This window comes from Moheibacter lacus, assembly GCF_014042165.1.
In the GTDB taxonomy this organism is placed as follows: Bacteria; Bacteroidota; Bacteroidia; order Flavobacteriales; family Weeksellaceae; genus Moheibacter; species Moheibacter lacus.
On record NZ_JACDZE010000002.1, the window covers coordinates 67,937 to 92,361 of the forward strand.

The window sequence follows — 24,425 nt, forward strand, 5'->3', positions numbered from 1 at the left end:
TAAAAAAATGCCCAATTTCTCAGGCATTTTTATTTGTAAATTATTGTATTTCAAACTTATAAAGTTCCTCGCTTTTCTTGTTCTCTTTCGATGGATTCAAACAAAGCTTTGAAATTTCCGGCTCCAAATCCGCGAGCTCCCATTCGCTGAATTACTTCGTAAAAAAGAGTAGGGCGGTCCTCAACCGGTTTGGTAAAGATTTGCAATAAATAACCTTCTTCGTCCGCATCGATCATGATTCCCAATTTTTGCAATTCATTGATATCTTCTTTGAATTTGTCCATATGATCTTTCAATCGATCTGGGATGGCATCATAATAAGCTTGCGGCGGAACGGATAAAAATTCCACTCCACGCGATTTCATGTCGGCAACTGTTTTGATGATATCGTCTGTTGCCAATGCCAAATGCTGAACACCTGGACTTTCATAAAAATCCAAATATTCTTCGATTTGTGAACGCTTCATTCCTTCAGCCGGTTCGTTGATTGGGAATTTGATTCTTCCGTTTCCGTTGGCCATTACTTTGGACATCAACGCCGAATATTCAGTCGTAATTTGTTTATCGTCAAATGAAAGAAAATTCACAAATCCCATGATGTCTTCAAACCATTTTACCCAAACATCCATCTGGTTCCAACCTACATTTCCTACCATGTGATCAATGAATTTCAAACCTACTGGTTCCGGTTTGTAGTCAGATTCCCATTTTACATATCCTGGCATGAAAATCCCGTTGTAATTTTTACGCTCTGTAAACATAAAAACGGTTTCTCCGTATCCGAAAATTCCTGCTTGTACGATTTCTCCATTTTCATCAGAAGTGACTTTTGGTTCCATGAAAGAGTTTGCACCGCGTTTGGTGGTTTCTTCGTAGGATTTTCTGGCGTCATCTACCCAAAGTGCGATAATTTTCACACCGTCTCCGTGTTTTTTGACATGCTCTCCAATTGGAGAATCTGAATTCAAAGCCGTGGTCAAAACCAATCGGATTTTGTCCTGTTTCAAAACATAAGATGCTCTGTCCTTTAATCCGGTTTCTAGTCCAGCATAGGCTTCTGATTGAAACCCAAATGCAGTTTTATAATAATGCGCCGATTGTTTGGCATTTCCAACATAAAATTCTACATAATCCGTTCCCAAAAGAGGCAAAAAGTCCTGCGCTCCTTCAAATATTTTTTCTAAACCGTACTCTACGCTTTTTAATTCTTGTGACATGATTTAATTTTTTGATTTACTAATTCTTTTAACTAGGCTATTAATTGATTTTGATAAGGATTCAAAGCCAATTGGACCACATCGCCCGTTGCAAAACAGATAAGTATTTTCTTGTATTCATTTGCCCAAATATACAAAATCAATTGGTAAACAAAAGGCTGATGAATCAGTAAAAATGGCTTGGGAAAAGTTTTTTGGGAGGAATACCTATCAGTCCCACAAATAACCATGATTTTAAAAAACCATAACCATAGCTAATGTGTTGGATGATAGTAGTTAGCATAGATAGAAATCCGATCTTTACACTTTTATTCTCGATTCCTGAAAAGATGAAAATCATGAAGAAATAAATTTGTAAAGGAGAAATTAAAATCATCATGACTTCATAACTGGACAAAGTCAAATTGATTTTCTCAAAATTAAAATAACCGACCCGAAAGAAAGAGAATAAAAACCCAAATAGGCAAAAACTGAAATAAATTAAAAATAGCGTTGGAAACCAGAAAGTTAACTTTTTGTATTTCGGATGGCGCTGATTCAAAATCGGTCTTGCAGCACCAAACTGATAAACCTGTTTGGCAAATTTTTTCAAAGAAGTTCGTCGTTTATGGTAAACTTTGGCTTCCTGAATCAATTGGGTTTCAAATCCATTTTCCCAGAGCGTCATGCTCAAATCCGGATCCTCACCGATTCTTAATTCTCCAAATCCGCCGGTTTTTTCATAAGCATTTTTAGAAATTCCCATATTGAAACTTCTTGGTTGAAATTTTCCGATTTGTCGTTTTCCTCCTCTGATTCCTCCAGTGGTCAGAAACGAAGTCATGGAAAAAGAAATTGCTTTTTGTAAATCGTTAAAATCATCTGCCGCAGCATCAGGTCCGCCATAAGCATCTGTGTAATTTTTCTCTAAATTTTCACGAACAATTGAAATATAATCATTCGGAACAATCGTATCGGAATCTAGAAAAATAAAATAATTTCCGCTGGCTTTTTCCATTCCGAAATTTCTAGATTTTCCCGGTCCGGAATTCGATTTGTAAAAATATTTGAGGTTTAATTTCAATTTGAATTCCTCTGCCACGCTTTGAAGTTTTTCGGGAGAACCATCGTCCACAACGATGACTTCGAAATCCTTATCTGTTTGTATCGTCAAACTTTCCAACAATTCCGATAATTCATTTTCCCGTTGAAAAACTGCAATAATGATGGAGAAATTCAAATTCAATTCAGAAATTTTCTTCAAAATAAACTTAAATTTTGATCAAAAACAATTAATCCAATTTTCTTTTACGATCCCGTTTTTCAATGTAATCCCAAACCGCTTCTTTTGTGGTTAACCAATTTCGCCCTTCTTTAAACGCATCTATTTTTCCTTGACGCGCCAGCAAACTCAAATATTCTTGACCATAAGGAATTTTTTCCTCTTCCACAATATTTGAAATAGGCTTGTAGTCATCGTAAGTATTATTTAAAGAACTCAAATAAATGTCTACACTTCGTTCTAAAGCTTGAATCACCAACAAAACCAATTTCGAATAATCGCCGTTGTTGGCTTGGTTAAGGGCTTCATAATATTTTTTACGATCATTTTTCAAAATAATTGCCGGTGGAAAACCGGCTTGCATCAAAAGTAAATTAAAAACCAAACGGACCGTTCTTCCATTCCCATCAAAAAAAGGATGAATCCACACAAATCGATGATGAAAAATAGCTGATTTGATGATCAAATCCAATTCAGAATCATTTACCCAATCTATCAACTCAGTTATGTACTCATCAACTTTTAAAGCATTTGGCGGGACGAAATTTGCCCCGGAAATCCTAACACCGGAAGTTCTAAATCTCCCCGCAAACTCTTTCTCGATTTTATGCAAAACCAATTCATGTACTTTTAAAATGTCTTTTTCCGTTAAAACATAATTTTCCGTAATCAAACTTTCTACATATAGTATTGCATCTTGGTGATTTACAGCTTCAAAATGTTCCCGAAGCGATTTCCCTTTGATGGTAAATCCTTCTTCTATGACCATTTTGGTTTCTTGAAGTGTGAGTGTATTTCCCTCTATGCTGTTGGAATTATAAGTCCATTCCAGCGTCATACTTTCTTTTATGCTCTGTAAAGCATAGGAGGGAATAGGGCGTAGTTTATCCAGTTCAGTTTTTTTTTTCTGAATCCGTTCTAAAGTTTTATCTAAACCTTCATATTGATATGGATATTCCAACCATTTCATCCCACAAATTTAATCATTTTTTATTTAATATCGGATAGTATTAAAAATAAATTCATCCGATATTAATAAAATATTCAAAATAAAAGCGGAAGTAATTCCGCTTTATTTGTTTATTTTGAATTTATTTCTTCAATCCAATTTCTAGTTCATCTAACTGAGCTTGATCAATTGCAGATGGCGCATCAATCATCACATCCCGACCAGAATTGTTTTTCGGGAAAGCGATATAATCCCGGATCGTTTCGCTTCCATCCAAAACCGAAACCAAACGGTCAAATCCAAATGCAATTCCACCGTGTGGTGGTGCTCCATATTCAAAAGCATTCATTAAAAATCCAAATTGGGCTTGAGCTTGTTCAGGAGTAAAACCTAATAATTCAAACATTTGGGATTGAAGTTCCTTGTTATAAATCCGGATAGAACCACCCCCGATTTCATTTCCGTTCAACACCAAATCATAAGCATTCGCCCGTATTTCACCCGGATTCGACTTTAATTTGGAAATATCTTCGGGTTTTGGTGACGTAAACGGATGGTGCATCGCGTGCCAACGGTTGGTTTCTTCATCAAATTCCAACAATGGAAAATCCACTACCCAAAGCGGTGCAAATTCTTTTGGATTTCTTAATTCCAATCGTTCTGCCAATTCCATTCGAAGTGCACTTAATTGTTTTCTAGTATCGCTGGCTTTTCCGGCCATCAAAATCATCAAATCTCCTTTTTGTGCATTCATTCGTTCTGCAAAAGCGGCTAAATTTTCTTGCGAATAAAATTTATCGGCAGAAGATTTAAACGTTCCGTCTTCGTTCACACGCACCCAAACAAAACCTCTCGCGCCGATTTGTGGTCGTTGCATCCATTCTAACAATCGGTCGATGTCTTTTCTAGTATACGAATTCAAAGTAGGAGCGGAGATACCGACCACCAATTCTTCTTTGTCAAAAATATCAAAACCTTTTCCTTTTGCTAAATCATCCAATTCATGAAACTCCATCCCGAAACGGATATCAGGTTTGTCGTTTCCATATTTCCGCATCGCTTCATCGTAGGTCATTCGAGGGAATTTCCCGATTTCAATTCCGTGTGTGGTTTTCAATAAATGTTGGGTCAAACCTTCAAAGATGTTTAAAATATCTTCTTGCTCGACAAACGCCATTTCGCAGTCGATTTGGGTGAATTCCGGTTGACGGTCTGCACGCAAATCCTCATCACGGAAACATTTTACGATTTGAAAATATTTGTCCAAACCACCGACCATCATCAATTGTTTGAAAGTTTGGGGTGATTGGGGTAAAGCATAAAATTGTCCAGGGTTCATTCTAGAAGGAACGACAAAATCACGTGCTCCCTCAGGAGTTGATTTGATTAAAACAGGCGTTTCTACTTCGATGAATTCTTTTTCCGATAAATATTTTCGAACTTCTTGTGCTACTTGATGACGGAAAATCAATTTATTTTTCACCGGATTCCTCCTTAAATCCAAATATCGGTATTGCATGCGCAATTCTTCACCACCATCGGTTTTATCTTCAATGGTAAAGGGAGGCAATTTGGATTCGTTTAGGATTTCTAATTTTTCAACCAGAATTTCAATTCCTCCTGTGGGGATATTTGGGTTTTTGGAACTTCTTTCTATTACAGTTCCGGTGGCTTGAATGACAAATTCGCGCCCCAACTTTTTAGCAGTTTCAAATAAAGATTGCTCAGAACGCTCTTCATCGATGATCAATTGTGTAATGCCGTATCGATCTCTTAAATCAATCCAAACCATGAATCCCTTGTCACGGATGACGGAAACCCAGCCACTTAAGGTTACTTTTTCATTTAAGTTTTTTAGGGATAATTCTCCACAAGTATGCGTTCTAAACATCTTCAATCTTTTTATTTATTATCAAAAAAGCTGTCTCAATTGAAACAGCTTTTAGTGCTCACGACTGGATTCGAACCAGCACGAGCGTAGCTCACCACCCCCTCAAGATGGCGTGTCTACCAATTTCACCACGTGAGCTTAATTCAGGGCTACAAAAGTATTATTAAAAATTAAGATGACAAAGACTTGAAATTTTAATTTCATAGTTTGCATAGGGTAAAACATCATTATTTCATTAAAATTACTCGATAATTCATCATTATTTTTTTAGTGAGTTTGTTAAAAAATTACTAACATTGTTTTCAAATTAACACAAATGAGTAATAATACAGCTTCCTGGGGTTCGAGAGTCGGACTGATTCTCGCCATGGCAGGAAATGCAGTAGGATTAGGGAATTTCCTTCGTTTTCCCGTTCAAGCTGTAGAAAACGGAGGAGGAGCCTTCATCATTCCCTATTTGATTTGTTTTTTGGTAATGGGAATTCCATTATTGTTTATCGAGTGGAGCATCGGACGATATGGAGGGAAATTTGGTAATCATAGTACACCCTATATTTTAGATACGATGGCCAAAGGTCGAGTATGGAAATACATAGGAGTTTTTGGGATTTTTACCAACGTAGCGGTGATTTGCTACTATGTTTATATCGAATCATGGACCATGTCCTATGTTTTGCATTCTGTGATAGGAACGTTTACCGGAATGAGTCAAGCAGAGACTGCTGAATTTTTTAATTCCTATGTTAGTTTAACTGAAAGTACTTTAGGGATTCCTTTTGAGGCAGTTGTATTTTATATCATTTGTTTAATTCTAAACACGTATATTCTTTCAAGTGGTTTAAAAGGAATTGAAAAAGTAGCCAAAATAGGGATGCCTATGTTGATCATTTTTGGTGCTATTCTGGCTGTCAAAGCATTTACGCTTGGTGATGCCAATGCCTCGCCTGAATTCCCCAATGCAAATGCTTGGGATGGTTTGAATTTTCTTTGGACGCCTCAATATGAATCTTTACTCGACTCAAAAGTATGGTTGGCCGCCGCCGGTCAAGTATTTTTCACCTTGTCAGTAGGAATGGGAACCATACATTGTTATGCTGCCTATGTACGTTCAAAAGATGACATTGCACTCAATTCTGTTTCTGCCGGATTTATGAATGAATTTGTGGAAGTAGTGTTAGGAGGTGCGATTGTAATCCCAATTGCTGCCGGATATTTAGGATTGGATTGGGTGATCAATAACGCCGGATTTGGGATGGCATTTCAAACCATGCCTTATTTGTTCCAGCAATGGGGGCAAGTGCTCGGTGCTGTAGGAGGAGTGCTCTGGTTTGGTTTGCTATTTTTTGCCGGAATTACTTCGTCACTAGCGATGGGAACACCATGGGTAGGTTTTATGAAAGACGAATTCAATTGGTCACAAAAAAAATCGGCCATTTCTTTTGGAGTTTTAGTGGCTATTTTTGGGTTGCCAACCGTTTTCTTTTTTACACAAGGTGTTTTTGACGAATACGATTATTGGGCAGGAACGATCAGTTTGGTGATTTTTGCACTTTTGGAAACCATCGTTTTTGCATGGATTTTCGGGATCAATAAAGGTTGGAATGAATTGATGGAAGGAGCGGATATTAAAATTACGCCGATTTATAAATACATCATTTTAATCGTAACACCCTTGCTTTTGATTTGGGTTTTTGCATCCAATATCCCCGATATCTATGATAAAATCACCCACAAAAACATCGCAAATAAAGCTTATTTCAGCAATGAATTTTATGCAGAAGCTTTTCCTAATGACAATAGTGAAAATCCCGTCGTCGCAGTTGTGGATTCGGTTTCGACTGACAAAAAATACTTGAGTCTAACTTTCACCAACATTAAAAAAAGATTTGATAAAACCACAGAAACGGTCGTGGAAGAAACTTATCAAGATACCAAAGTTTACCAATTCAAAGGAAATCAAGAAGCTACGGTAAAAGTTGGTGATCAAATTTCCTTTGGGACGCCTATTGCCAAAGGAGATTTTATCAACACGGTTCTATATCTGGACATAGGTCGTGGACTTTTACTCACTTTGTTTGTATTTTTAATGATTTTGGTCTATGTCGCTTATAGAAAAAGAAGGAGAGAAGGCCGAATTTTTAACCATTATTCTTAATCGATATGAATACATCAGCACTCATAACCATGCTTTCCGCACAAATCATCGTCATTTCCATAACGGCATATTTTTTCATACGCGTGCTTAAAACTCCGCCCAAACAGGAACCAGACTCGTATGAAGACAATGATGATGAGTTTGTACGTCAGCCGGAATAATCTTAATTATTCCTAAAGATTTCTAAAAAATAAACCGAATTCTCATTGAATTTAGGCAGAAAATGAATTTATATCTATCTTGCCGAAAATTTTATTTAAATGAGAAAATCGCTGATTATCCTGATGACTTTTGGATTCATTATAGCATGTAAAAAAGAAGATCAAAAAGTCGTTGGGACAAATGAAAATGGTGAAAAATTAGTCGTAAACGAAACAGGTGATACAATTGCTTTAATAGAGAATGATTCTTTACAAACAAGTGAAAATACTTCGAATGAATCCAATTCGGCTTTGATAAAAAATGAAGACGAATCCTATACTTTTAGATACAATTTGAAGAAAGGTGAGACTTATCCTTTCCTCCTAAAAACCAAACAAACGCAATCGATGAAATCCGGTGATCAATCGCTGAATTTGACTTCAGAAAGAACGGTTGAATTTGATTATTTCGTGGAGGATGTTGTAAAAAATGTATTCAAATTAAAAGCAACTTTTAAAGGATTTAGTGAGAATTTTAAAGCTCCAACAGGTCAATCGATGTCCTATAACACAAGCGCTGCAAAACCTACCGATAAAGATGTTGCACAAAGTTGGACGATTTATAAATCAATCATCGGACAAAGCTTTCAAATGGAAGTAGACGATAAAGGAAAAGTAGTTTCTGTAAATGGCTTAAATACAGTTATTTCAAATGCTTTATCTAAACTTAAATCTGAATTCAACACCGAAGAACAAAACATGATCAAAGAACTCTTAAATGCTTCTTTGAACAATGATGCCATCAAGTCACAATTTGAAGAAACTTTGAATATTTTCCCTGAGAAAAACATGAAAATAGGGGAGCAATGGTCTGACTCTCAAAATATAAGTGAAGGACCTGTAAAAGGTACCAATAAAGTAACACGCACCTTTAAATCTTTAAACGATGGTAAAGCAAAAATCACCGTAGATGGAACTCAAAATGTAAGTGGATCTGAAACCCAACAAGGCGTGACCATGAACATGAATTCGAAATCGAGCATCAGCGGATTTGTAGATTTGGATATGGAAACCGGATGGATCCAAAAAGTGAACATTACCAAAAAGGAAACGATGAACACGACTTATCAAAAAGGTGACCAAAAAGAAACCGAATCCGGAATATCTACAACTGTTACAACTGTAAATTAATCATGAACTTACTTAAATTCATACTGTATTCACTGATTGCATTTTTTGTGATTCGATTTGTCATGCGTTTGTTATATCCGCCACGAAACGATCGTTCTCAAAACTCTAAAAATCATCGAAATACACAATCTCATAAAGGATCTGAAAGTTTAGAAAAACCCAAATTCACCATCGAAGCAGAAGCGGTGGATTATGAAATAATTGAAGAACCGAATCGGAAAAATGAAAAATAAAAACCTGATTTTCAGCGCGTTCGCCATCGTTGTATTTGCAATTTTGGCGATGGTTTATAGTTCGCCGGTATTGTCTGACAATTCCATCATTCAGCCGGATATCGTCAACTACAAAGGTAGTGCGCAAGAAATGCAAAATTTCAAAGACCAAACCGGCGAAAACACCTATTGGTCCAACGCCATGTTTGGCGGGATGCCTACCTATCAAACCGGGGCGCAATATGATTTCGATCTCATTAAAGCTATCGACCACTTTATACGGTTTTTACCACGTCCTGCAGATTATATTTTTCTATTGTTTGCCGGATTTTTCATCCTTGGAATGGTTTTATTTAAAAATTGGAAATATGCATTCGCCGGATCTGTTTTCTTTGCCGTAGGTGCTTATTTTTTCATCATCATCGGTGCCGGACATAACGCAAAAGTCCATGCCATCGCTTATTTTGCGCCTTTGGTTGCCGGAATTATTTTGTTGTACCAACGGAAATTTATTCTCGGATTTTTATTGACCGCGCTTTTTATGGGATTGGAACTGTCCGCTAACCATCCCCAAATGACCTATTATTTGTTTTTGGTGATGTTGGTTTATTTTATATTCGAACTCATTCAAGCATTTAAAACCAAAGAAATTAAATCATTTGCTATTTCTACTGGATTGTTAATTGGAGCATGTATGATCGGTGTAGGACTGAATTCGACTCGTTTATTAACTACTTACGAGTATAGTCAAGAAACCATCAGAGGAAAGTCTGAAATGACTTTATTGAACGATAAAAACGATGGTTTGGATCATGGTTATATCACTAATTGGAGTTATGGAAAGTTAGAAACTTTTAATCTTTTCATTCCCAATTTCATGGGCGGTGGAAGCCAACCCAAAGAAGAAAATCTAAAAAATTATGTAGCCGAAATCCAAAAACAACAATATGTTGTCGATTTGAACGATGAATTTAACAGTCAAATGTTTCAATACATCGCGACCAGTCCGGTATCTACGTATTGGGGCGACCAGCCGGGAACTTCCGGGCCGGCTTATCAAGGTGCTGTTGTCGTTTTTCTTTTCCTTCTCGGATTATTTTTAGTTCGAAACAATTGGAGCCGATATAAATGGTGGTTGTTTGCTGCTACAGTTTTAAGTATCATCCTGGCTTGGGGAAAGAATTTTGAAGGTTTGACCAACTTCATGATCGATTATTTCCCGATGTACGACAAATTCCGAGCAGTTTCTTCCATGCTCGTGATGGCAGAATTTACCATGCCTTTATTGGCTGCTTTGACACTATATGTTTTCTTTAAAGATGAAAATTTAACGGACGAATACAAAAAGAAAATCCTGATTTACGCTGGAGGTGGAACTGTTGCCGTTTTGGTTTTGTTTTATGTAGCGGGAGGAAGTTTATTTGATTTTTCAAATGAATATGACCTCATGAGCAAACAACAATATCTGGAAGTTGTGAAACAATACAACCAACAAGCATACGGCACTTGGGATACGGTTTTGAATAATTTGGAAAAAGCGCTCAAACAAGACCGAATCGATCTATTCAAAGCAGACACTTTACGAACTTTATTATTTGTGATATTGACTTTAGCTTTATTGTTTTTGTACCAATTGAAAAAAATCAAACAGCCTATCGTTGTCGTTTTAGGAATAGCCGGATTGGCTTTGATAGACGGATGGCAAATCGATAAAAGGTATTTGAACGATGAGAATTTTGTAGACAAAATGTTTGTGGAAAGTCCATTTCCAACTCAAATTTCTACCAAATTAATGGAAGGTGCAAGTAAAAATTATCATTTGGCCGGAATAGCCCAAAAAGTAGCTTTCAACAAATCTTTGGATAGTTTGAAACAAGCCGATCAATCTCAATTTCGGGTTTTTGATAATGTGAACAGTACGTTTAACGATGCCACGACTTCCTATTTTGTGAATTCGATTGGTGGTTATCACGGAGCGAAATTGCATAATTATCAGGATGTGATCGATATGTATTTTTCCGGTTCAGAAAAAACAAAACAATTGGGAATTTCTACAGTGCATATTCAAAAGATTTTGAATTTGTTGAATACCAAATACATCGTACATGGGAATTTACAAAGTCCGATGGTTCAGCAGAATAACGAAGCATTTGGAAATGCATGGCTGGTATCCAACGTAAAATGGGTACAAAACGCCAACGATGAAATTCTCGCATTAAAAGATGAAAATCTGAGAAGTACGGTGATTTTGCAAAGCAATTTACAATCCAAAATCGGGAAAGGTTTTCTGCCGGATACCAATTCTACTATTCAATTAAAATCCTATCAACCCAATAAGTTAGTCTATTCAACGAACATCAATTCTCCAAAGATTGCAGTATTTTCAGAGATTTATTATCCGCATGGTTGGACGATTAAGGTCGATGGAAAAGAACGGGAAATCCTGAAAGCCAATTATTTTTTACGAGCGGTTCAATTGGAACCGGGCGACAAAGAAATCGTCATGGAATTTCAACCGAATTCGGTGAAAATCGGGAATTATGCAACGCTGTCGTTTAACATCGCGTTTTTGTTGTTTGTGGTTACTGGTGGATTTTTTTGGTGGAAGCAGAGAAAAGAAAGTTCGTCATTGTAACCTTAGAGGTATTTCTTAGTGATCCTTGTGGTTTCATTCCACCACAATGTGCACGAAGCTTTTCACTAAGAACACAAAATCTATATCGATGAGTTTGAAAAGAGTATTAATCATCACGTATTATTGGCCACCGGCAGGTGGACCCGGCGTACAGCGTTGGTTAAAATTCGCAAAATATCTTCCTGAATTCGGCATCGAACCGATTATTTATACACCGGAAAATCCATCCTATCCAATTATTGATGAATCTCTATTAAAAGAATTTTCTCCCGATTTAAAAGTGGTAAAAACCAAAATTTGGGAGCCTTATCAAATCGCTGAAAAACTCAATCCGAAATCGAAAGACTACAAAGCCGGACATTTTGAAAAGCCAAAAAATCAATCTTTTCTGACCAAACTTTCCGTTTTCATACGCGGTAATTTTTTCATTCCGGATGCGCGCCAATATTGGGTAAAACCGTCCGTTCGGTTTTTACGTAAATATCTGAAAGAAAATGAAATCGACACAGTTGTAACGACTGGTCCGCCGCATAGTTTGCATTTGATTGGTTTGAAGTTGAAACAATTTGATTCTAACCTAAAATGGTTGGCGGATTTCCGTGATCCTTGGACGCAAATCAGTTATCATTCGGAATTAAAATTGACAAGATTCGCACAAAAATCGCATGAAATCATGGAACTGAAAGTGTTGCAAAATGCAGATGCGGTGATTGCAACTAGTTTTACCGATGGAGAAAATTACCAGAAGTTAGGAGCCAAAAGGGTAGAAGTGATCACAAATGGTTTTGAGGAATCCGATTTTAGAAGTACGATTTACGAAGTACGAAGTACGAAGTTTAAAATCACATACAGCGGTGGTCTCGAAATTGCCCGAAATCCGGATAATCTTTGGAAGGTTTTGGGTGAATTGAAATCTGAAAATTCGGAATTTGCTGAGGATTTAGAATTAGAATTCGTGGGAAATTTAAGTCAGGAAGTGGAGAATTCGATTCAAAAATATAATTTAATTAATAATTTAATTAAAGTAGGGTATGTATCTCATAAAGAATCAATTATTAAAATTAAAAACACAGATTTATTACTATTGACCAATTTCCCGGATGAAAAATCAAAAGGGATCATTCCCGGGAAATTATTTGAATACATGGCGACTGGAAATCCTATTTTGGCGATTGGCCCAGAGCAAGGAGATGTTCAGAGAATTATAGAAGAAACCCAATCTGGAAAGTATTTTCTTCATTCAGATTATTTAGAACTTAAAGATTTCATTCAAGAAATATTTGAAAAGAAAAAAACTGGAAATTACAATTATTCCGTTCAAAATGTAGAGAACTTCAGTCGAGAGAGATTAACACTTAAATTATCAAAGTTGATTAAAAACCTATGATAAGTCAATGAATTAGAATTTCGGAGTTAAAATTATATGCGATGGATTCGAAGTTAATTGTAATTGGATGAATATTTAAAAGCCAAAATTAAAATAGGCTCTAAGAGACATAACAGGAATTTTCGGGTCAGAGAATAAGGGTTTTTCCTTATAATTATTTGGAAGTGGAGTGATAATTTTGCTTCATCAACCTAAGGAGACGCTCTAGAATTATAACCTACCTAACCAATTTTAATTCTCATACCTCATATTTTTCTTTACTACAACAGAAACCTAAACGCTGTGAAAACAAGCCCCGAAACTTTCTCTAAGTTCCGGGGCTTCTTATTTTTATTTATTTGGAATGCGTTTTAATACTTCCAAAAAGTATTTCCAGAATTTTTGAACTGATTTAATTTCAACTCGTTCAGTAGGCGAGTGCGCTCCAAAAATATTAGGTCCAAATGAAATCATGTCCATTTCTGGATAATGGCCTCCGATGATTCCACATTCCAATCCTCCATGGGTCGCGATAATTTTAGGTTCAGAACCAAAAATCTCTTTGTACAAAGGTTTCATCAAATCGAGGATTTCCGAATTCACGTTCGGTCTCCAACCCGGATATCCACCGGAAAATTCGACTTTAAAACCTGCCATTTCAAAAGTTGATTTCAAGGTTTCGATCATCGCTTTTTTTCCTGATTCGATGGCAGATCTTGAAAGACAAAGAATTTTCATTTCGCCATCTCCAACTACGACATTGGCAACATTGTTTGAAGTTTCAGTAACCCCTTCCATTTCAGGACTCATTCTGTAAACACCATTAAAAGCTGCCATCAGAGCTTGAGCTAATTTTTTTGATACTTCAAAAGAAGCCGCTTCATTTTGTAATTCAACTGATGCTATTTCGATTTCAATGCCGGGTTCTATCGGTTTGAATTCATTTAAAATATCATTTTTCAATAATTCAACTGCGTCAGTTAAATTGGATTTTTCTGTTTTTGGAAAAGAAATGACTGCATATCCTTCTCTTGGTATTGCATTTCGAAGACCGCCACTTTCCATTTTGGAGATTTGGGCTTTAAAATTCAAAGATTCATTTAGAAACCTAGCCAAAAGTTTATTGGCATTTCCTAAACCTAATTGAATATCACCACCTGAATGCCCACCTTTCAAACCTTTGACGGTCAATTTTATAGATTCGAAATCAGCATTTAAATTTTCAATATTATAGGATTTTGTAGCTGTAACATCCATGCCTCCGGCGCAACTGATGGTCAACTCGTCATCTTCTTCAGTATCTAAATTCAATAAAATTTCACCTGATAAAACACTTTCATCCAGACCAATTGCACCAGTCATGCCGGTTTCTTCATCGATGGTGAACAAAGCTTCGATAGGCGGATGCTCAATTTCATTGGATTCCAAAACAGCCATGATCGTTGCCACGCCGATTCCATTATCTGCGCCCAAAGTCGTTCCTTTTGCTTTAACAAATCCATCAGTATCGATGAACATTTGGATGCCTTGGGTATCGAAATCAAAATCTATATCGTTATTTTTCTGACAAACCATATCGAGGTGAGATTGAAGGACAACGGTCTTCCGATTTTCCATTCCGGATGAAGCCGGTTTTTTGATGATCACATTTCCTACCTGATCTTTTATCGTTTCTAAGCCTAAATTTTTACCGAAATCCATCATAAATTGAATGACTCTTTCTTCTTTTTTTGAAGGACGCGGCACTTCATTTAAGGCTGAAAAGTTTTTCCAAATCGATTTGGGTTCTAAATTTAAAATATCGTTCATGATTGTATTTGTTTATTGAGGATGCAAGGTAAAAACAAAATTGGCTCTTCGGCTTTATTTTTTAATTAAATTAGAATTTCACCTGAGTTTATTTTTTACAGGAATTTTCCCATAGGAATTTGGGGTTATTTCCTTGAGATCTTATTTAGGATAGCTGCTATATTTGTATCAAACAAAAGCCTAAAACCTAAACTACTAACCAACTTAAATTTTTTTCAACCCCTCTCATTAAAAACTAAGTACAGTGAAAAGTCTCATGATTCCTACCTTGAATTGTGGGATTTTTTTATGGAAGAAACTTGACAAATAGGAATAATCCTAATGTAGTTTGGGGAGAATTCCTTAAAGTTTTTAATAAAAATAATGGAAATTTGTTCTAATAAATAAAAAGAAATTTTCTCTCTCTATACTTTTTCATAACTATGAATCCCTGCAATGCTCCCCCGGTTTGTGGGGATTTTTATTTGACCTCAATTACTTTTGTGTGAGCTTTTAAGTCATGCGTAAATTCTCCATTTGCATTTAATAAAAAAGAAATAAAGTTTAAAGGAGAAAATTTGTAAATGTTTCGTGTTAAATAATTAGCATTTTTCAATTCAATTATTTTTAGACCCATGATTTTTTTTCCTGGAGTAGTTTTAAGATTTTTTTCAAAAAAGTAAAAATATCCCATCAAGATTATCAGCACAAGTATTGTCATCAAAAACATAAACAGGACAGGGTTCGATTTTGTAAAATATGAAATTATCATGAAAAATGGAATAATCAATATTAGCAGTACCATACTATCGATCATGTATGCAATACTTCTTTTTATGAGGAGATGAGTTTCCATTTAAAAAAATGGATGCCTTTCGACATCCATTTGTATATATTAATTGATAATTATAATTCCAATGCTTTTTTCGGATTTCCGTCCATCAAAAGGTTGATAGGGTCTTCCAATCCTTCTTTTACTGCCACTAAAAATCCAACTGATTCACGACCGTCGATGATTCTATGGTCATAAGAAAGTGCGATGTACATCATCGGATGGATTTCTACTTTTCCATCTACGGCAATTGGGCGTTCGATGATGTTGTGCATACCGAGAATTCCGGATTGTGGTGGATTGATAATCGGCGTACTTAACATCGATCCAAAAACACCTCCGTTTGAAATCGTGAAAGTTCCTCCTGTCATTTCGTCTACGGTAATTTGACCATCACGTGCGCGTAAAGCCAAGCGTTTGATTTCGTTTTCAATTCCTCTAAATGTGAGGGTTTCAGCATTTCTCATCACCGGAACCATCAATCCTTTTGGACCGGAAACGGCAACTGAAATATCACAGAAATCATACGAAATTTTATAATCTCCATCGATCATTGAATTTACATCGGGATACAATTGCAATGCTCTCACTACTGCTTTTGTAAAGAAAGACATGAATCCTAAACTCACGCCATGTTTGGCTTTGAATTCTTCTTTATATTGACTTCTCAATTCATTGATCGGTTTCATGGTCGCTTCGTTGAATGTGGTCAACATCGCAGTTTCGTTTTTGGCTGCAACCAATCTTTCCGCAACTTTTCTACGCAACATGGAAAGTTTGGTTCTTTCAGAACTTCTGTTTCCTCCGGTTGGCGTTCCCATAGAGGCTACAGATGCTTGGTTTGCATCATCTTTGGTGATGCGACCATCTTTTCCACTTCCTTGAACAGATGCGGGATCTACACCTTTTTCTTCCAATATTTTTTTGGCTGCCGGAGAAGGAGTTCCTGAAGCATAAGTTTTGGGTTGTTCCGCTGGTTTTGCTTCTTCTTTTTTAGGTTCTTCCTTGGCTTCTTCGGCTTTTGGTTCTGCTTTATCAGCAGCAGCACCTTCTGGTTTTTCAGCAGCAGTATCGATCAAACAAACGACTTGTCCTACGGCAACAACGTCGCCTTCTTCCGCTTTTAGAGTGATAATTCCGCTTTCTTCAGCAGGCAATTCAAGCGTAGCTTTGTCGGAATCAACTTCAGCAATTGCTTGGTCTTTTTCCACATAATCTCCGTCTTGAACAAGCCAAGATGCGATTTCAACTTCTGTGATGGATTCTCCCGGAGAAGGGACTTTCATTTCTAATACCATATCTGTTCAGTATTTTATTGCTAATTTATTCAAAAACTTTATTAATTGTGTTATTGTGTCGGACATCAAATGTATGATGTGAACCTGGTGCAGGAGATGCGCTTTCTCTTGGTGAAATTAATTCAAACGGAATTTCCCTTAATTTTCTTAAAATATAGGTCCATGCGCCCATGTTTTCCGGTTCTTCTTGCGCCCAGATGATTTGTTTTTTGTTGGCATATTTATCCAAAACAGCATGGATCATTTCTTTGTCCAACGGATACAATTGTTCCAAACGAATGAGTGCTACATTTTCAGCGTTCAATTCTTCTTTCTTCTTTAACAAATCATAGTAGAATTTCCCTTGACAGAAAACGACTTTTTCTACTTTAGCAGCAACGGCTGTTGCATCGTCTATTAAAGGTTGGAATTCTCCATTGGCCAATTCATCCATCGTTGAAGTAACGAGTGGGTGTCTCAACAAACTTTTCGGTGTAAAGACCACCAAAGGTTTTCTGTAATTGGCTTGGGTTTGTCTTCTCAACAAATGGAAGAAGTTAGCCGGCGTTGTACAATTGGCTATAAACATATTGCCTTGCGCAGAAAGTTGCAAGAATCTTTCCATACGTGCTGAAGAGTGTTCTGCACCTTGTCCTTCATATCCGTGCGGCAATAAAAGCACCAATCCATTCTGGATTTTCCATTTGTCTTCCGCTGCCGATAAATATTGGTCGATGACAATTTGGGCACCATTGGCAAAATCACCAAATTGTGCTTCCCAAAGGGTTAATGTTCCGGGAGCTGCCATGGCATAACCATAATCGAAACCAAGTACGGCATATTCTGATAAAAGTGAATTATAAGCTGTAAACTTCCCTTGGTTTTCGCTCAAATGGTTCAAAAGAATTACTTCTTTTTCTGCATCTTCCGTTTTCAGAACGGCATGTCTGTGAGAAAAAGTTCCTCTTTCGACGTCTTCACCGGAAAGTCTTACATCATTATTTTCATTTAGAATTGATCCATAGGCCAATAATTCACCCATTGCCCAATCTAGTTTATTGTCTTCAACCATTTGTTTGCGTTGCGCCAATAAACGTTGAATTTTTTTGATGAATTTATTTCCTTCCGGAATGGTTGTAATGGTTTCAGCGATTTGATACAATTTATCCAATGGATATTTGGTATCCACTTTTTTGAGCATTTCAGATTCAGAAGCTATTTCATAACCTTCCCATTCGTCCGGCATAAAGGGATCCAGTCTGTTTTTCTGAATTTCTTTGGCTGCATCAAAGTTTTCATCCAATAATTGTTTGAATTCTTTTTCTTTTTCAGCTAGAATATCATTGCCAATTACACCTTCTTTGATCAAATGTTGTTTGTAAATCTCTCTAGGATTGGGGTGTTTGGAAATGAGACTGTACAATTGAGGTTGGGTGAAACGAGGTTCATCTCCTTCATTGTGTCCATACTTTCTATAACCCAACAAATCGATAAAAACATCTTCTCCAAATCTCATTCTATAATCTGCAGCAAAATGCAAAGCATGAACGACTGCTTCTGCGTCATCTGCATTGACATGCATAACCGGTGATAAAGTCACTTTTGCAATATCAGTACAATAAATAGAAGATCTTGCGTCAAGATAATTGGTCGTAAACCCAACTTGGTTATTGACCACGATATGGATCGTTCCTCCGGTTTTATATCCGTCCAAAGTCATCATTTGAACAACTTCATAAACGATTCCCTGACCAGCAATTGCAGCGTCACCATGGATCAAAATCGGTAATATTTTATTGTAATCTCCGGCATAATCATGATCCACCTTAGCTCGAGCAATTCCCTCAACTACCGCATCTACGGTTTCGAGATGGGAAGGGTTAGGAGCGAGGTTCATTTTTAATTTTTTACCGGAATGACAATTGACTTCTGTCGTAGAGCCCAAATGGTATTTTACATCACCGGAAAATAAATCTTCTACGAATTCTTTTCCTTCAAATTCACTAAATATCTGCGAATAAGATTTGTTAAAAATATTGGCCAATACATTTAGTCGACCTCTATGGGCCATTCCCAGTACAACTTCTTCTACACCAGCTTCTGCAGCACGATTGATCACTGCATCTAGTGCCGGAATCAAAGTTTCATTTCCTTCTAAAGAAAATCTTTTTTGTCCTACAAATTTGGTATGTAAAAAGTTTTCAAAAGCAACGGCTTCATTTAACTTTAAAAGTATTCTTTCTTTTTCCTCAACTTTTAATTGAGGATGGTTTAAATTATCATTTAACCAATTCTGGATCCATTTGTTTTTTTCAGGATCGCGTATGTACATGTATTCGACACCGATTGAGTCGCAATACATATTTTTTAAATGTTCGATGATTTTGCGAAGCGTTATGGCTCCTCCGATTCCAAGAATATTTCCGGCATCAAAAGTTTCATCTAAATCTTTTTCTGTCAATCCGAAATTTTCCAAATCCAGTGTTGGCGCATATTGTCTTCTTTCGCGGACAGGATTGGTTTTGGTAAACAAATGTCCTCTGGTTCTATAGCCATCAATAAGGTTGATGACTTTAAATTCTTTTTGAACTTTTTCCGGAATTTCTGTGACAACTTGTGGATTGGACCCTTCTGTAATAGCATGACCGTTATAAGATTTACTTCCAAAGTCAAATCCTTGGAAAAAGGCTCTCCAACTGGGTTCTACGCTGTCCGGAAATTTTTGGTATTGATCATACAATTCGCTGATGTATTCAGAATGTATGGCATTTAAAAATGAAAATTGTTCCATTATGATGTGGTCTCTTATGAGAATTAGCCTACAAATTTAGCACATTTCAAACGTTTAAAAAATTTTGAATGGGATGATTTTATTTAGTTTTTGAGAATTTATGTGATTTTGAAGGCAAAAGCTTTGATTTCTTAGGATTTTTTTAAAATTTGATCGATATTTTTATCGAAATTTCTTTGGAATTGACTAAATATTTTAGGAATCATTCTATTCTTTCAAATTCTAAAATATGTTCAATTTTTTCGTTTGAAATCCGCACCGTATAACCATTCTCAGAAGTTGATAAAATTTCACTTCGATAATTTTTCAATAGTTCATAGTCAACGCCAGCTGGTGCGTTTTTTACAGATACAATTGTTGCAATGTATTCAAAATCTGAAATCCATTTTATTTCTGAACAAATTTCTTCTTGAGTAAGAGTATTAATTTGAATTTCAGCAATTTCTGTGCGTATAAAGATGGATGTGTTTTCTGTTTGAGTTAATTAAAATTTTCCAGTTTTATAAAATTTACAGTCAATTTTTTCTGAAGAATTACAATTAATAAATAAACATCCCGATAAAATTAAAAAACCTTTGAAATTAATCATCAATTCACTTTAGGAATCACCAAAAGCGGAATGCTGGAATGTTTGATCACATCACTCGCCACGCTACCTATAAACATATTGTATAGAGAGTTATGGCCCAACGAACCGATCACAATCAAATCTACTGCCAAATCTTTAGCTTCCTGAACGATGATGTCGGCTGGAATTCCTTGTTTCACAATGGTTTCGCATTTGATTCCTTTTGCTTCGATCTCCGTTTTCAACTTGCCCATTTGTTCTGCTTCTTCATTTAAGGCAGTTTGTTCCAATTCCGGCAAATAAGTAAAACCGGTTTCGCTCACGATTACGCCGATATCTAAAGTTGCAACATGAATCAAATAAATTTCTCCGTTGATTAATTTGGCATGATCGATGGCTTTGGTGATGACCATTTGGTTAAAGTCAGAAAAGTCAATGGGAACTAAGATTTTTTGGGACATGATCGATGATTTAAATTTCCTCTAAAGTTACATTATTTCACCCGAACTTCAAAAACTTTTCGGTCGTCAAGGTATCCTTCCAAATAATCATTTTCTAAGACTTGTCCTACGCCGGCAGGTGTTCCGGTAAAAATCAAATCGCCTGTTTTTAAGGTGAAATATTGTGAAGCAGTCGAAATAATCTTAGCGAAATCATGGATCATTTGATTGGTATTTCCTTTTTGAACAATGTCTTGGTTTTTGGTCATGTGAAAATTTAGGTTTTCCAAATCAAAATCATTTTTAGGATAAAATTCTCCAACTACAGCAGCGTTATCAAAGGCTTTGGCTATTTCCCAGGGATGTCCTTTTTCTTTTAATTGAGTTTGAAGGTCTCTTGCTGTAAAATCAATTCCCAAGCTAATTTGCTCGAAATATTTAGAAGCAAATTCGGGTTGGATGTATTTTCCTGCTTTGGAGATTTTCAATATGATTTCAGCTTCGTAATGAAGGTTCTCGGTAAATTCGGGAATGTAAAAATCTCGGTCTTTTTGAAGAACTGAAGTGTCAGGTTTTAAAAAAAACACAGGATTTTCAGGTATTTCATTTTTTAATTCTTTAGCGTGTTCAGCGTAGTTTCTTGCAATACAGATAATTTTCATGATGGTTTTTCGTGTTTAATGCAAAAAAAGCAATTGATAATGATTTTTTTCGCAATTCTATTGATTTTTTGATAGGTGTTTATAATTGGGAATTTTATAGTTAATGTTTAATTTTGTGGGCAAATTTAACCAAAATAGTAATGAATGTCAGACCCTTATTTATTGCATTATCAGTTAGTATTTCACTAATTCTGATCATAATTTCCATGTTTTGGACACCTATTCTTTGGCTCTTTTTGATAGTTGCTCCATTGATATTCATGGGATTAGTGGATTTGACACAGCGGAAACATGCAATTCGAAGAAATTTTCCGGTCATCGGTAGATTGCGTTATTTTTTAGAGAGCATTCGTCCTGAAATCATGCAGTATTTTGTGGAAAACGATCGAGATGGACGTCCATTGGACAGAGTGATGCGAAGCATGGTTTACCAAAGAGCAAAAAATGTAACGGATACCGTTCCTTTTGGTACCCAAATGGACATTTATGAACCGGGTTATGAATGGATGAACCATTCGATGTATGCCGGAAAAGTAAAGGTAGATGAAGATCCAAGGATAATGATCGGGGGCGAGCATTGTACCCAACCTTATTCAGCGAGTTTATTGAATATTTCTGCGATGAGTTTTGGTTCTTTGAGTAAAAATGCTGTGATGGCGTTAAACAAAGGAGCGAAAATGGGCCGATTTGCACATAATACAGGTGAAGGAGGTGTTAGTCCTTATCATTTGCAGTATGAAGGAGATTTGATATGGCAAGTTGGGACTGGATATTTTGGTTGTCGGGCAGATGACGGGAAGTTTTCACCTGAAAAATTCGAAGTAACATCTAAACACCCAAGCATTAAATTGATTGAATTAAAGATTTCTCAAGGAGCCAAACCAGGACATGGAGGAATTTTACCGGCCAGTAAAAATACGCCTGAAATTGCAGCAATCCGAGGAGTGAAGCCACAAACAGAAGTAGATTCGCCACCTTCACATTCGGCATTTAATAATGCAGTTGGATTGATGAAATTGATTCAGCAAATGCGGGAATTATCTGGTGGGAAACCTATTGGGTTCAAATTATGTATTGGTCGTAAAGAAGAATTCATCGAAATATGTGAAGCGATGATTGAAACCGGTTTGAAGCCGGATTTCATCACCATCGATGGAGGAGAGGGTGGAACCGGAGCTGCACCTGTTGAATTTTCCAATTCCCTTGGTATGCCTATGTTAGATGGATTGGCTTTTGCAGTTGATACATTGAGAGGTTATGATTTGAAAGAAGATATAAAAGTAATTGCTTCAGGGAAAATTATCAGTAGTTTTCATATAGCCAGAGCATTGGCAATCGGAGCGGATTTGTGTAGCAGCGCGCGTGCCATGATGCTTGCAGTAGGTTGTATCCAAGCTTTACAATGTAATAAAAACACATGCCCTGCGGGTGTAGCAACTCAGAATCCTGAACTTATGAAAGGTTTGGACGTTGAAGACAAAGCCAATAGAACCTATAATTTTCATAAAAATACGATGAAGAGTTTTGGGGAATTGATTTCAGCAGCCGGTTTGGTTCACCATAGTGAAATCGATCGAACTTATATCAATTTAAGGGTAGAAATAAACCGTGTGATGAGATACGATGAACTATATCCGGAAGTTCCAATTGGTTCTTATTTGAAGAATTTGAAAAGCCAACCTGTCCAATAATAATCATGTCAGCAACTTATATAAATTTAGATCAAGCCTTAGAGAAAGTAGAAATCGCCCATGAATTGTTTTTAAAAAACAAAGGGGATTTTCAGAATCGACCAATCGATAAAATCAAAAAAGTCGGCGAAATTCTTTTGGCAAGAAAAAAAGAATTTGCACACGTCATTTCATTAGAAATGGGAAAACCTGTGTTTGAATCCATTGCTGAAATCGAAAAATCAGCATTGAATTGTGATTTTTACACAGAGCATGTTGAAGAATTTTTAAAAGACAGGACTTATTCGACGGATCGCTATAACGCAATCGTTCGTTATGAACCTATGGGAGTGATTCTCGGCGTGATGCCTTGGAATTTTCCTTTTTGGCAAGCATTTCGATTTGCAATTCCCACGATTTTAGCCGGAAATACAATTGTTTTAAAACATGCGAGTAATGTCCCGAAATCGGCCCAATTGATTGAAGATATTTTCACCGAAGCCGGGTTTGAAAAAGGCACTTATTTAAATTTGCATTTGGAAAGTAAAAATATCCAAAAAATTATTGAACATCCTGCTATAAAAGCAGTTTCGCTTACAGGAAGTGAAAAAGCCGGAGCTTCTGTTGCTTCTGTCGCCGGAAAAGAAATCAAAAAATCGGTTTTGGAATTGGGTGGAAGCAATGCTTTTATCGTGATGGACGATGCTGATTTGGATCTGATCATCGACAAAGCCATCAATGCACGTTACCGAAATGCAGGTCAAAGCTGTATCGCTGCCAAACGTTTTTTGGTTCAGGAAGGAATCTATGACGAATTTCTTAAAAAATTTACCGAAAAAGTGAAAGCGCTAAAAATGGGCGATCCTTTTGATGAAACTACGGAAATAGGGCCGATGGCACGAGTCGATTTGGCGGAAGAATTGGAAAAACAAGTCAATGATTCAGTAAAAATGGGCGCCAAAATCATAACCGGTGGTAATCGTAATGAAGCCTATTATGACCCGACTGTTTTGACCGATATTTCAATCGAAATGCCTGTATTTAAAGAAGAAACCTTTGGTCCGGTTGCTGTGGTGAAGAAAATCAAATCATTTGAAGAAGCAGTTGAATTAAGTAATCTATCTACCTTTGGGTTAGGTGTTTCCATATGTACAGAAAGCGTTGAAAAATACTCCGATAAAATTCATCTGTTTGAAGAAGGAGCTGTGTTTTTTAATGAATTGGTTCGTTCCGATCCGAAACTTCCATTTGGGGGTGTAAAGAAATCGGGATTTGGAAGAGAGCTTTCAGAAGAGGGAATTCGGGAATTTGTCAATATAAAAACGATTGTTATTTCGAAGAAATAATTGGGTTTTAAAATACTTTACAAAACCTCAAAGT

General features: G+C 36.5%; 18 protein-coding genes and 1 tRNA gene. 8 read left to right on the forward strand and 11 right to left on the reverse strand.

What is annotated here, in order from left to right; all coding sequences use genetic code 11:
• Nucleotides 1-56 precede the first annotated feature (56 nt).
• The 5 genes from hppD to HU137_RS08440 all read right to left on the reverse strand — a co-directional run bounded on the left by hppD (nt 57) and on the right by HU137_RS08440 (nt 5,456).
• Complete coding sequence (gene hppD / locus HU137_RS08420; RefSeq protein WP_182043402.1) at nt 57-1,217, reverse strand: 4-hydroxyphenylpyruvate dioxygenase; 1,161 nt, start codon at nt 1,215-1,217, stop codon at nt 57-59.
• A 166-nt stretch (nt 1,218-1,383) separates the two neighbouring features.
• Nucleotides 1,384-2,451 (reverse strand): glycosyltransferase, encoded by a 1,068-nt coding sequence (locus HU137_RS08425; RefSeq protein ID WP_394367607.1) that lies wholly within the window; start codon nt 2,449-2,451, stop codon nt 1,384-1,386.
• A gap of 37 nt (nt 2,452-2,488) precedes the next feature.
• Nucleotides 2,489-3,448, reverse strand: a complete 960-nt coding sequence (locus HU137_RS08430) for a Fic family protein (protein ID WP_182043403.1) — start codon at nt 3,446-3,448, stop codon at nt 2,489-2,491.
• Nucleotides 3,449-3,569: 121 nt separating this feature from the next.
• On the reverse strand, nt 3,570-5,318 hold the full coding sequence (gene aspS / locus HU137_RS08435) for an aspartate--tRNA ligase (protein WP_182043404.1): 1,749 nt from the start codon (nt 5,316-5,318) through the stop codon (nt 3,570-3,572).
• A gap of 55 nt (nt 5,319-5,373) precedes the next feature.
• Nucleotides 5,374-5,456: transfer RNA gene (locus HU137_RS08440), tRNA-Leu, on the reverse strand.
• Nucleotides 5,457-5,634: 178 nt separating this feature from the next.
• On the opposite strand from HU137_RS08440, the gene HU137_RS08445 reads away from it, so the two are divergent.
• From HU137_RS08445 to HU137_RS08470, 6 genes are all read left to right on the forward strand, one after another.
• Complete coding sequence (locus HU137_RS08445) at nt 5,635-7,473, forward strand: sodium-dependent transporter (RefSeq protein ID WP_182043405.1); 1,839 nt, start codon at nt 5,635-5,637, stop codon at nt 7,471-7,473.
• 5 nt (nt 7,474-7,478) lie between these two features.
• On the forward strand, nt 7,479-7,634 hold the full coding sequence (locus tag HU137_RS08450) for a hypothetical protein (protein WP_182043406.1): 156 nt from the start codon (nt 7,479-7,481) through the stop codon (nt 7,632-7,634).
• A gap of 99 nt (nt 7,635-7,733) precedes the next feature.
• Complete coding sequence (locus HU137_RS08455) at nt 7,734-8,804, forward strand: DUF6263 family protein (RefSeq protein ID WP_182043407.1); 1,071 nt, start codon at nt 7,734-7,736, stop codon at nt 8,802-8,804.
• 2 nt (nt 8,805-8,806) lie between these two features.
• On the forward strand, nt 8,807-9,037 hold the full coding sequence (locus HU137_RS08460; protein ID WP_182043408.1) for a hypothetical protein: 231 nt from the start codon (nt 8,807-8,809) through the stop codon (nt 9,035-9,037).
• Nucleotides 9,027-11,651, forward strand: coding sequence for a YfhO family protein (locus tag HU137_RS08465; protein WP_182043409.1), 2,625 nt, complete (start codon nt 9,027-9,029; stop codon nt 11,649-11,651). Before HU137_RS08460 ends, HU137_RS08465 begins: the two co-directional genes overlap by 11 nt.
• 88 nt (nt 11,652-11,739) lie before the next feature.
• Nucleotides 11,740-13,038, forward strand: a complete 1,299-nt coding sequence (locus HU137_RS08470) for a glycosyltransferase family 4 protein (RefSeq protein WP_182043410.1) — start codon at nt 11,740-11,742, stop codon at nt 13,036-13,038.
• A gap of 330 nt (nt 13,039-13,368) precedes the next feature.
• Here HU137_RS08470 and HU137_RS08475 read toward each other — a convergent pair whose 3' ends face one another.
• The 6 genes from HU137_RS08475 to HU137_RS08500 all read right to left on the reverse strand — a co-directional run bounded on the left by HU137_RS08475 (nt 13,369) and on the right by HU137_RS08500 (nt 21,375).
• Entirely contained in the window at nt 13,369-14,826 is a 1,458-nt protein-coding gene (locus HU137_RS08475; RefSeq protein ID WP_182043411.1) for an aminoacyl-histidine dipeptidase, read from the reverse strand.
• 460 nt (nt 14,827-15,286) lie between these two features.
• Complete coding sequence (locus HU137_RS08480) at nt 15,287-15,661, reverse strand: RDD family protein (protein ID WP_182043412.1); 375 nt, start codon at nt 15,659-15,661, stop codon at nt 15,287-15,289.
• Between the two features lie 50 nt (nt 15,662-15,711).
• Entirely contained in the window at nt 15,712-16,935 is a 1,224-nt protein-coding gene (odhB, locus tag HU137_RS08485; protein ID WP_182043413.1) for a 2-oxoglutarate dehydrogenase complex dihydrolipoyllysine-residue succinyltransferase, read from the reverse strand.
• A 25-nt stretch (nt 16,936-16,960) separates the two neighbouring features.
• Nucleotides 16,961-19,705, reverse strand: a complete 2,745-nt coding sequence (locus HU137_RS08490; RefSeq protein WP_182043414.1) for a 2-oxoglutarate dehydrogenase E1 component — start codon at nt 19,703-19,705, stop codon at nt 16,961-16,963.
• 588 nt (nt 19,706-20,293) lie between these two features.
• Nucleotides 20,294-20,734: a universal stress protein gene (locus HU137_RS08495; RefSeq protein ID WP_182043415.1), complete on the reverse strand. Its 441-nt coding sequence runs from the start codon at nt 20,732-20,734 to the stop codon at nt 20,294-20,296.
• Nucleotides 20,735-20,766: 32 nt separating this feature from the next.
• The gene (locus HU137_RS08500) at nt 20,767-21,375 is read right to left on the reverse strand and encodes a fumarylacetoacetate hydrolase family protein (RefSeq protein ID WP_182043416.1); all 609 of its coding nucleotides are present in this window, start codon (nt 21,373-21,375) and stop codon (nt 20,767-20,769) included.
• 206 nt (nt 21,376-21,581) lie between these two features.
• Here HU137_RS08500 and HU137_RS08505 point away from each other — a divergent pair, with 206 nt between their 5' ends.
• Complete coding sequence (locus tag HU137_RS08505) at nt 21,582-23,066, forward strand: FMN-binding glutamate synthase family protein (RefSeq protein ID WP_246361527.1); 1,485 nt, start codon at nt 21,582-21,584, stop codon at nt 23,064-23,066.
• Nucleotides 23,067-23,071: 5 nt separating this feature from the next.
• Nucleotides 23,072-24,391, forward strand: coding sequence for an NAD-dependent succinate-semialdehyde dehydrogenase (locus HU137_RS08510; protein ID WP_182043418.1), 1,320 nt, complete (start codon nt 23,072-23,074; stop codon nt 24,389-24,391).
• The last annotated feature ends 34 nt before the right edge of the window (nt 24,392-24,425 follow it).

Coding starts and splice junctions, on each gene's coding strand:
- HU137_RS08470 (WP_182043410.1), top strand. CDS start 11,740: ATGAGTTTGAAAAGAGTATTAATCATCACGTATTATTGGCCACCGGCA.
- HU137_RS08455 (WP_182043407.1), top strand. CDS start 7,734: ATGAGAAAATCGCTGATTATCCTGATGACTTTTGGATTCATTATAGCA.
- HU137_RS08465 (WP_182043409.1), top strand. CDS start 9,027: ATGAAAAATAAAAACCTGATTTTCAGCGCGTTCGCCATCGTTGTATTT.
- HU137_RS08495 (WP_182043415.1), bottom strand. CDS start 20,734: ATGTCCCAAAAAATCTTAGTTCCCATTGACTTTTCTGACTTTAACCAA.
- odhB (WP_182043413.1), bottom strand. CDS start 16,935: ATGGTATTAGAAATGAAAGTCCCTTCTCCGGGAGAATCCATCACAGAA.
- HU137_RS08460 (WP_182043408.1), top strand. CDS start 8,807: ATGAACTTACTTAAATTCATACTGTATTCACTGATTGCATTTTTTGTG.
- HU137_RS08430 (WP_182043403.1), bottom strand. CDS start 3,448: ATGAAATGGTTGGAATATCCATATCAATATGAAGGTTTAGATAAAACT.
- HU137_RS08500 (WP_182043416.1), bottom strand. CDS start 21,375: ATGAAAATTATCTGTATTGCAAGAAACTACGCTGAACACGCTAAAGAA.
- aspS (WP_182043404.1), bottom strand. CDS start 5,318: ATGTTTAGAACGCATACTTGTGGAGAATTATCCCTAAAAAACTTAAAT.
- HU137_RS08510 (WP_182043418.1), top strand. CDS start 23,072: ATGTCAGCAACTTATATAAATTTAGATCAAGCCTTAGAGAAAGTAGAA.
- HU137_RS08450 (WP_182043406.1), top strand. CDS start 7,479: ATGAATACATCAGCACTCATAACCATGCTTTCCGCACAAATCATCGTC.
- HU137_RS08475 (WP_182043411.1), bottom strand. CDS start 14,826: ATGAACGATATTTTAAATTTAGAACCCAAATCGATTTGGAAAAACTTT.
- HU137_RS08490 (WP_182043414.1), bottom strand. CDS start 19,705: ATGGAACAATTTTCATTTTTAAATGCCATACATTCTGAATACATCAGC.
- HU137_RS08505 (WP_246361527.1), top strand. CDS start 21,582: ATGTTTTGGACACCTATTCTTTGGCTCTTTTTGATAGTTGCTCCATTG.
- HU137_RS08445 (WP_182043405.1), top strand. CDS start 5,635: ATGAGTAATAATACAGCTTCCTGGGGTTCGAGAGTCGGACTGATTCTC.
- hppD (WP_182043402.1), bottom strand. CDS start 1,217: ATGTCACAAGAATTAAAAAGCGTAGAGTACGGTTTAGAAAAAATATTT.
- HU137_RS08480 (WP_182043412.1), bottom strand. CDS start 15,661: ATGGAAACTCATCTCCTCATAAAAAGAAGTATTGCATACATGATCGAT.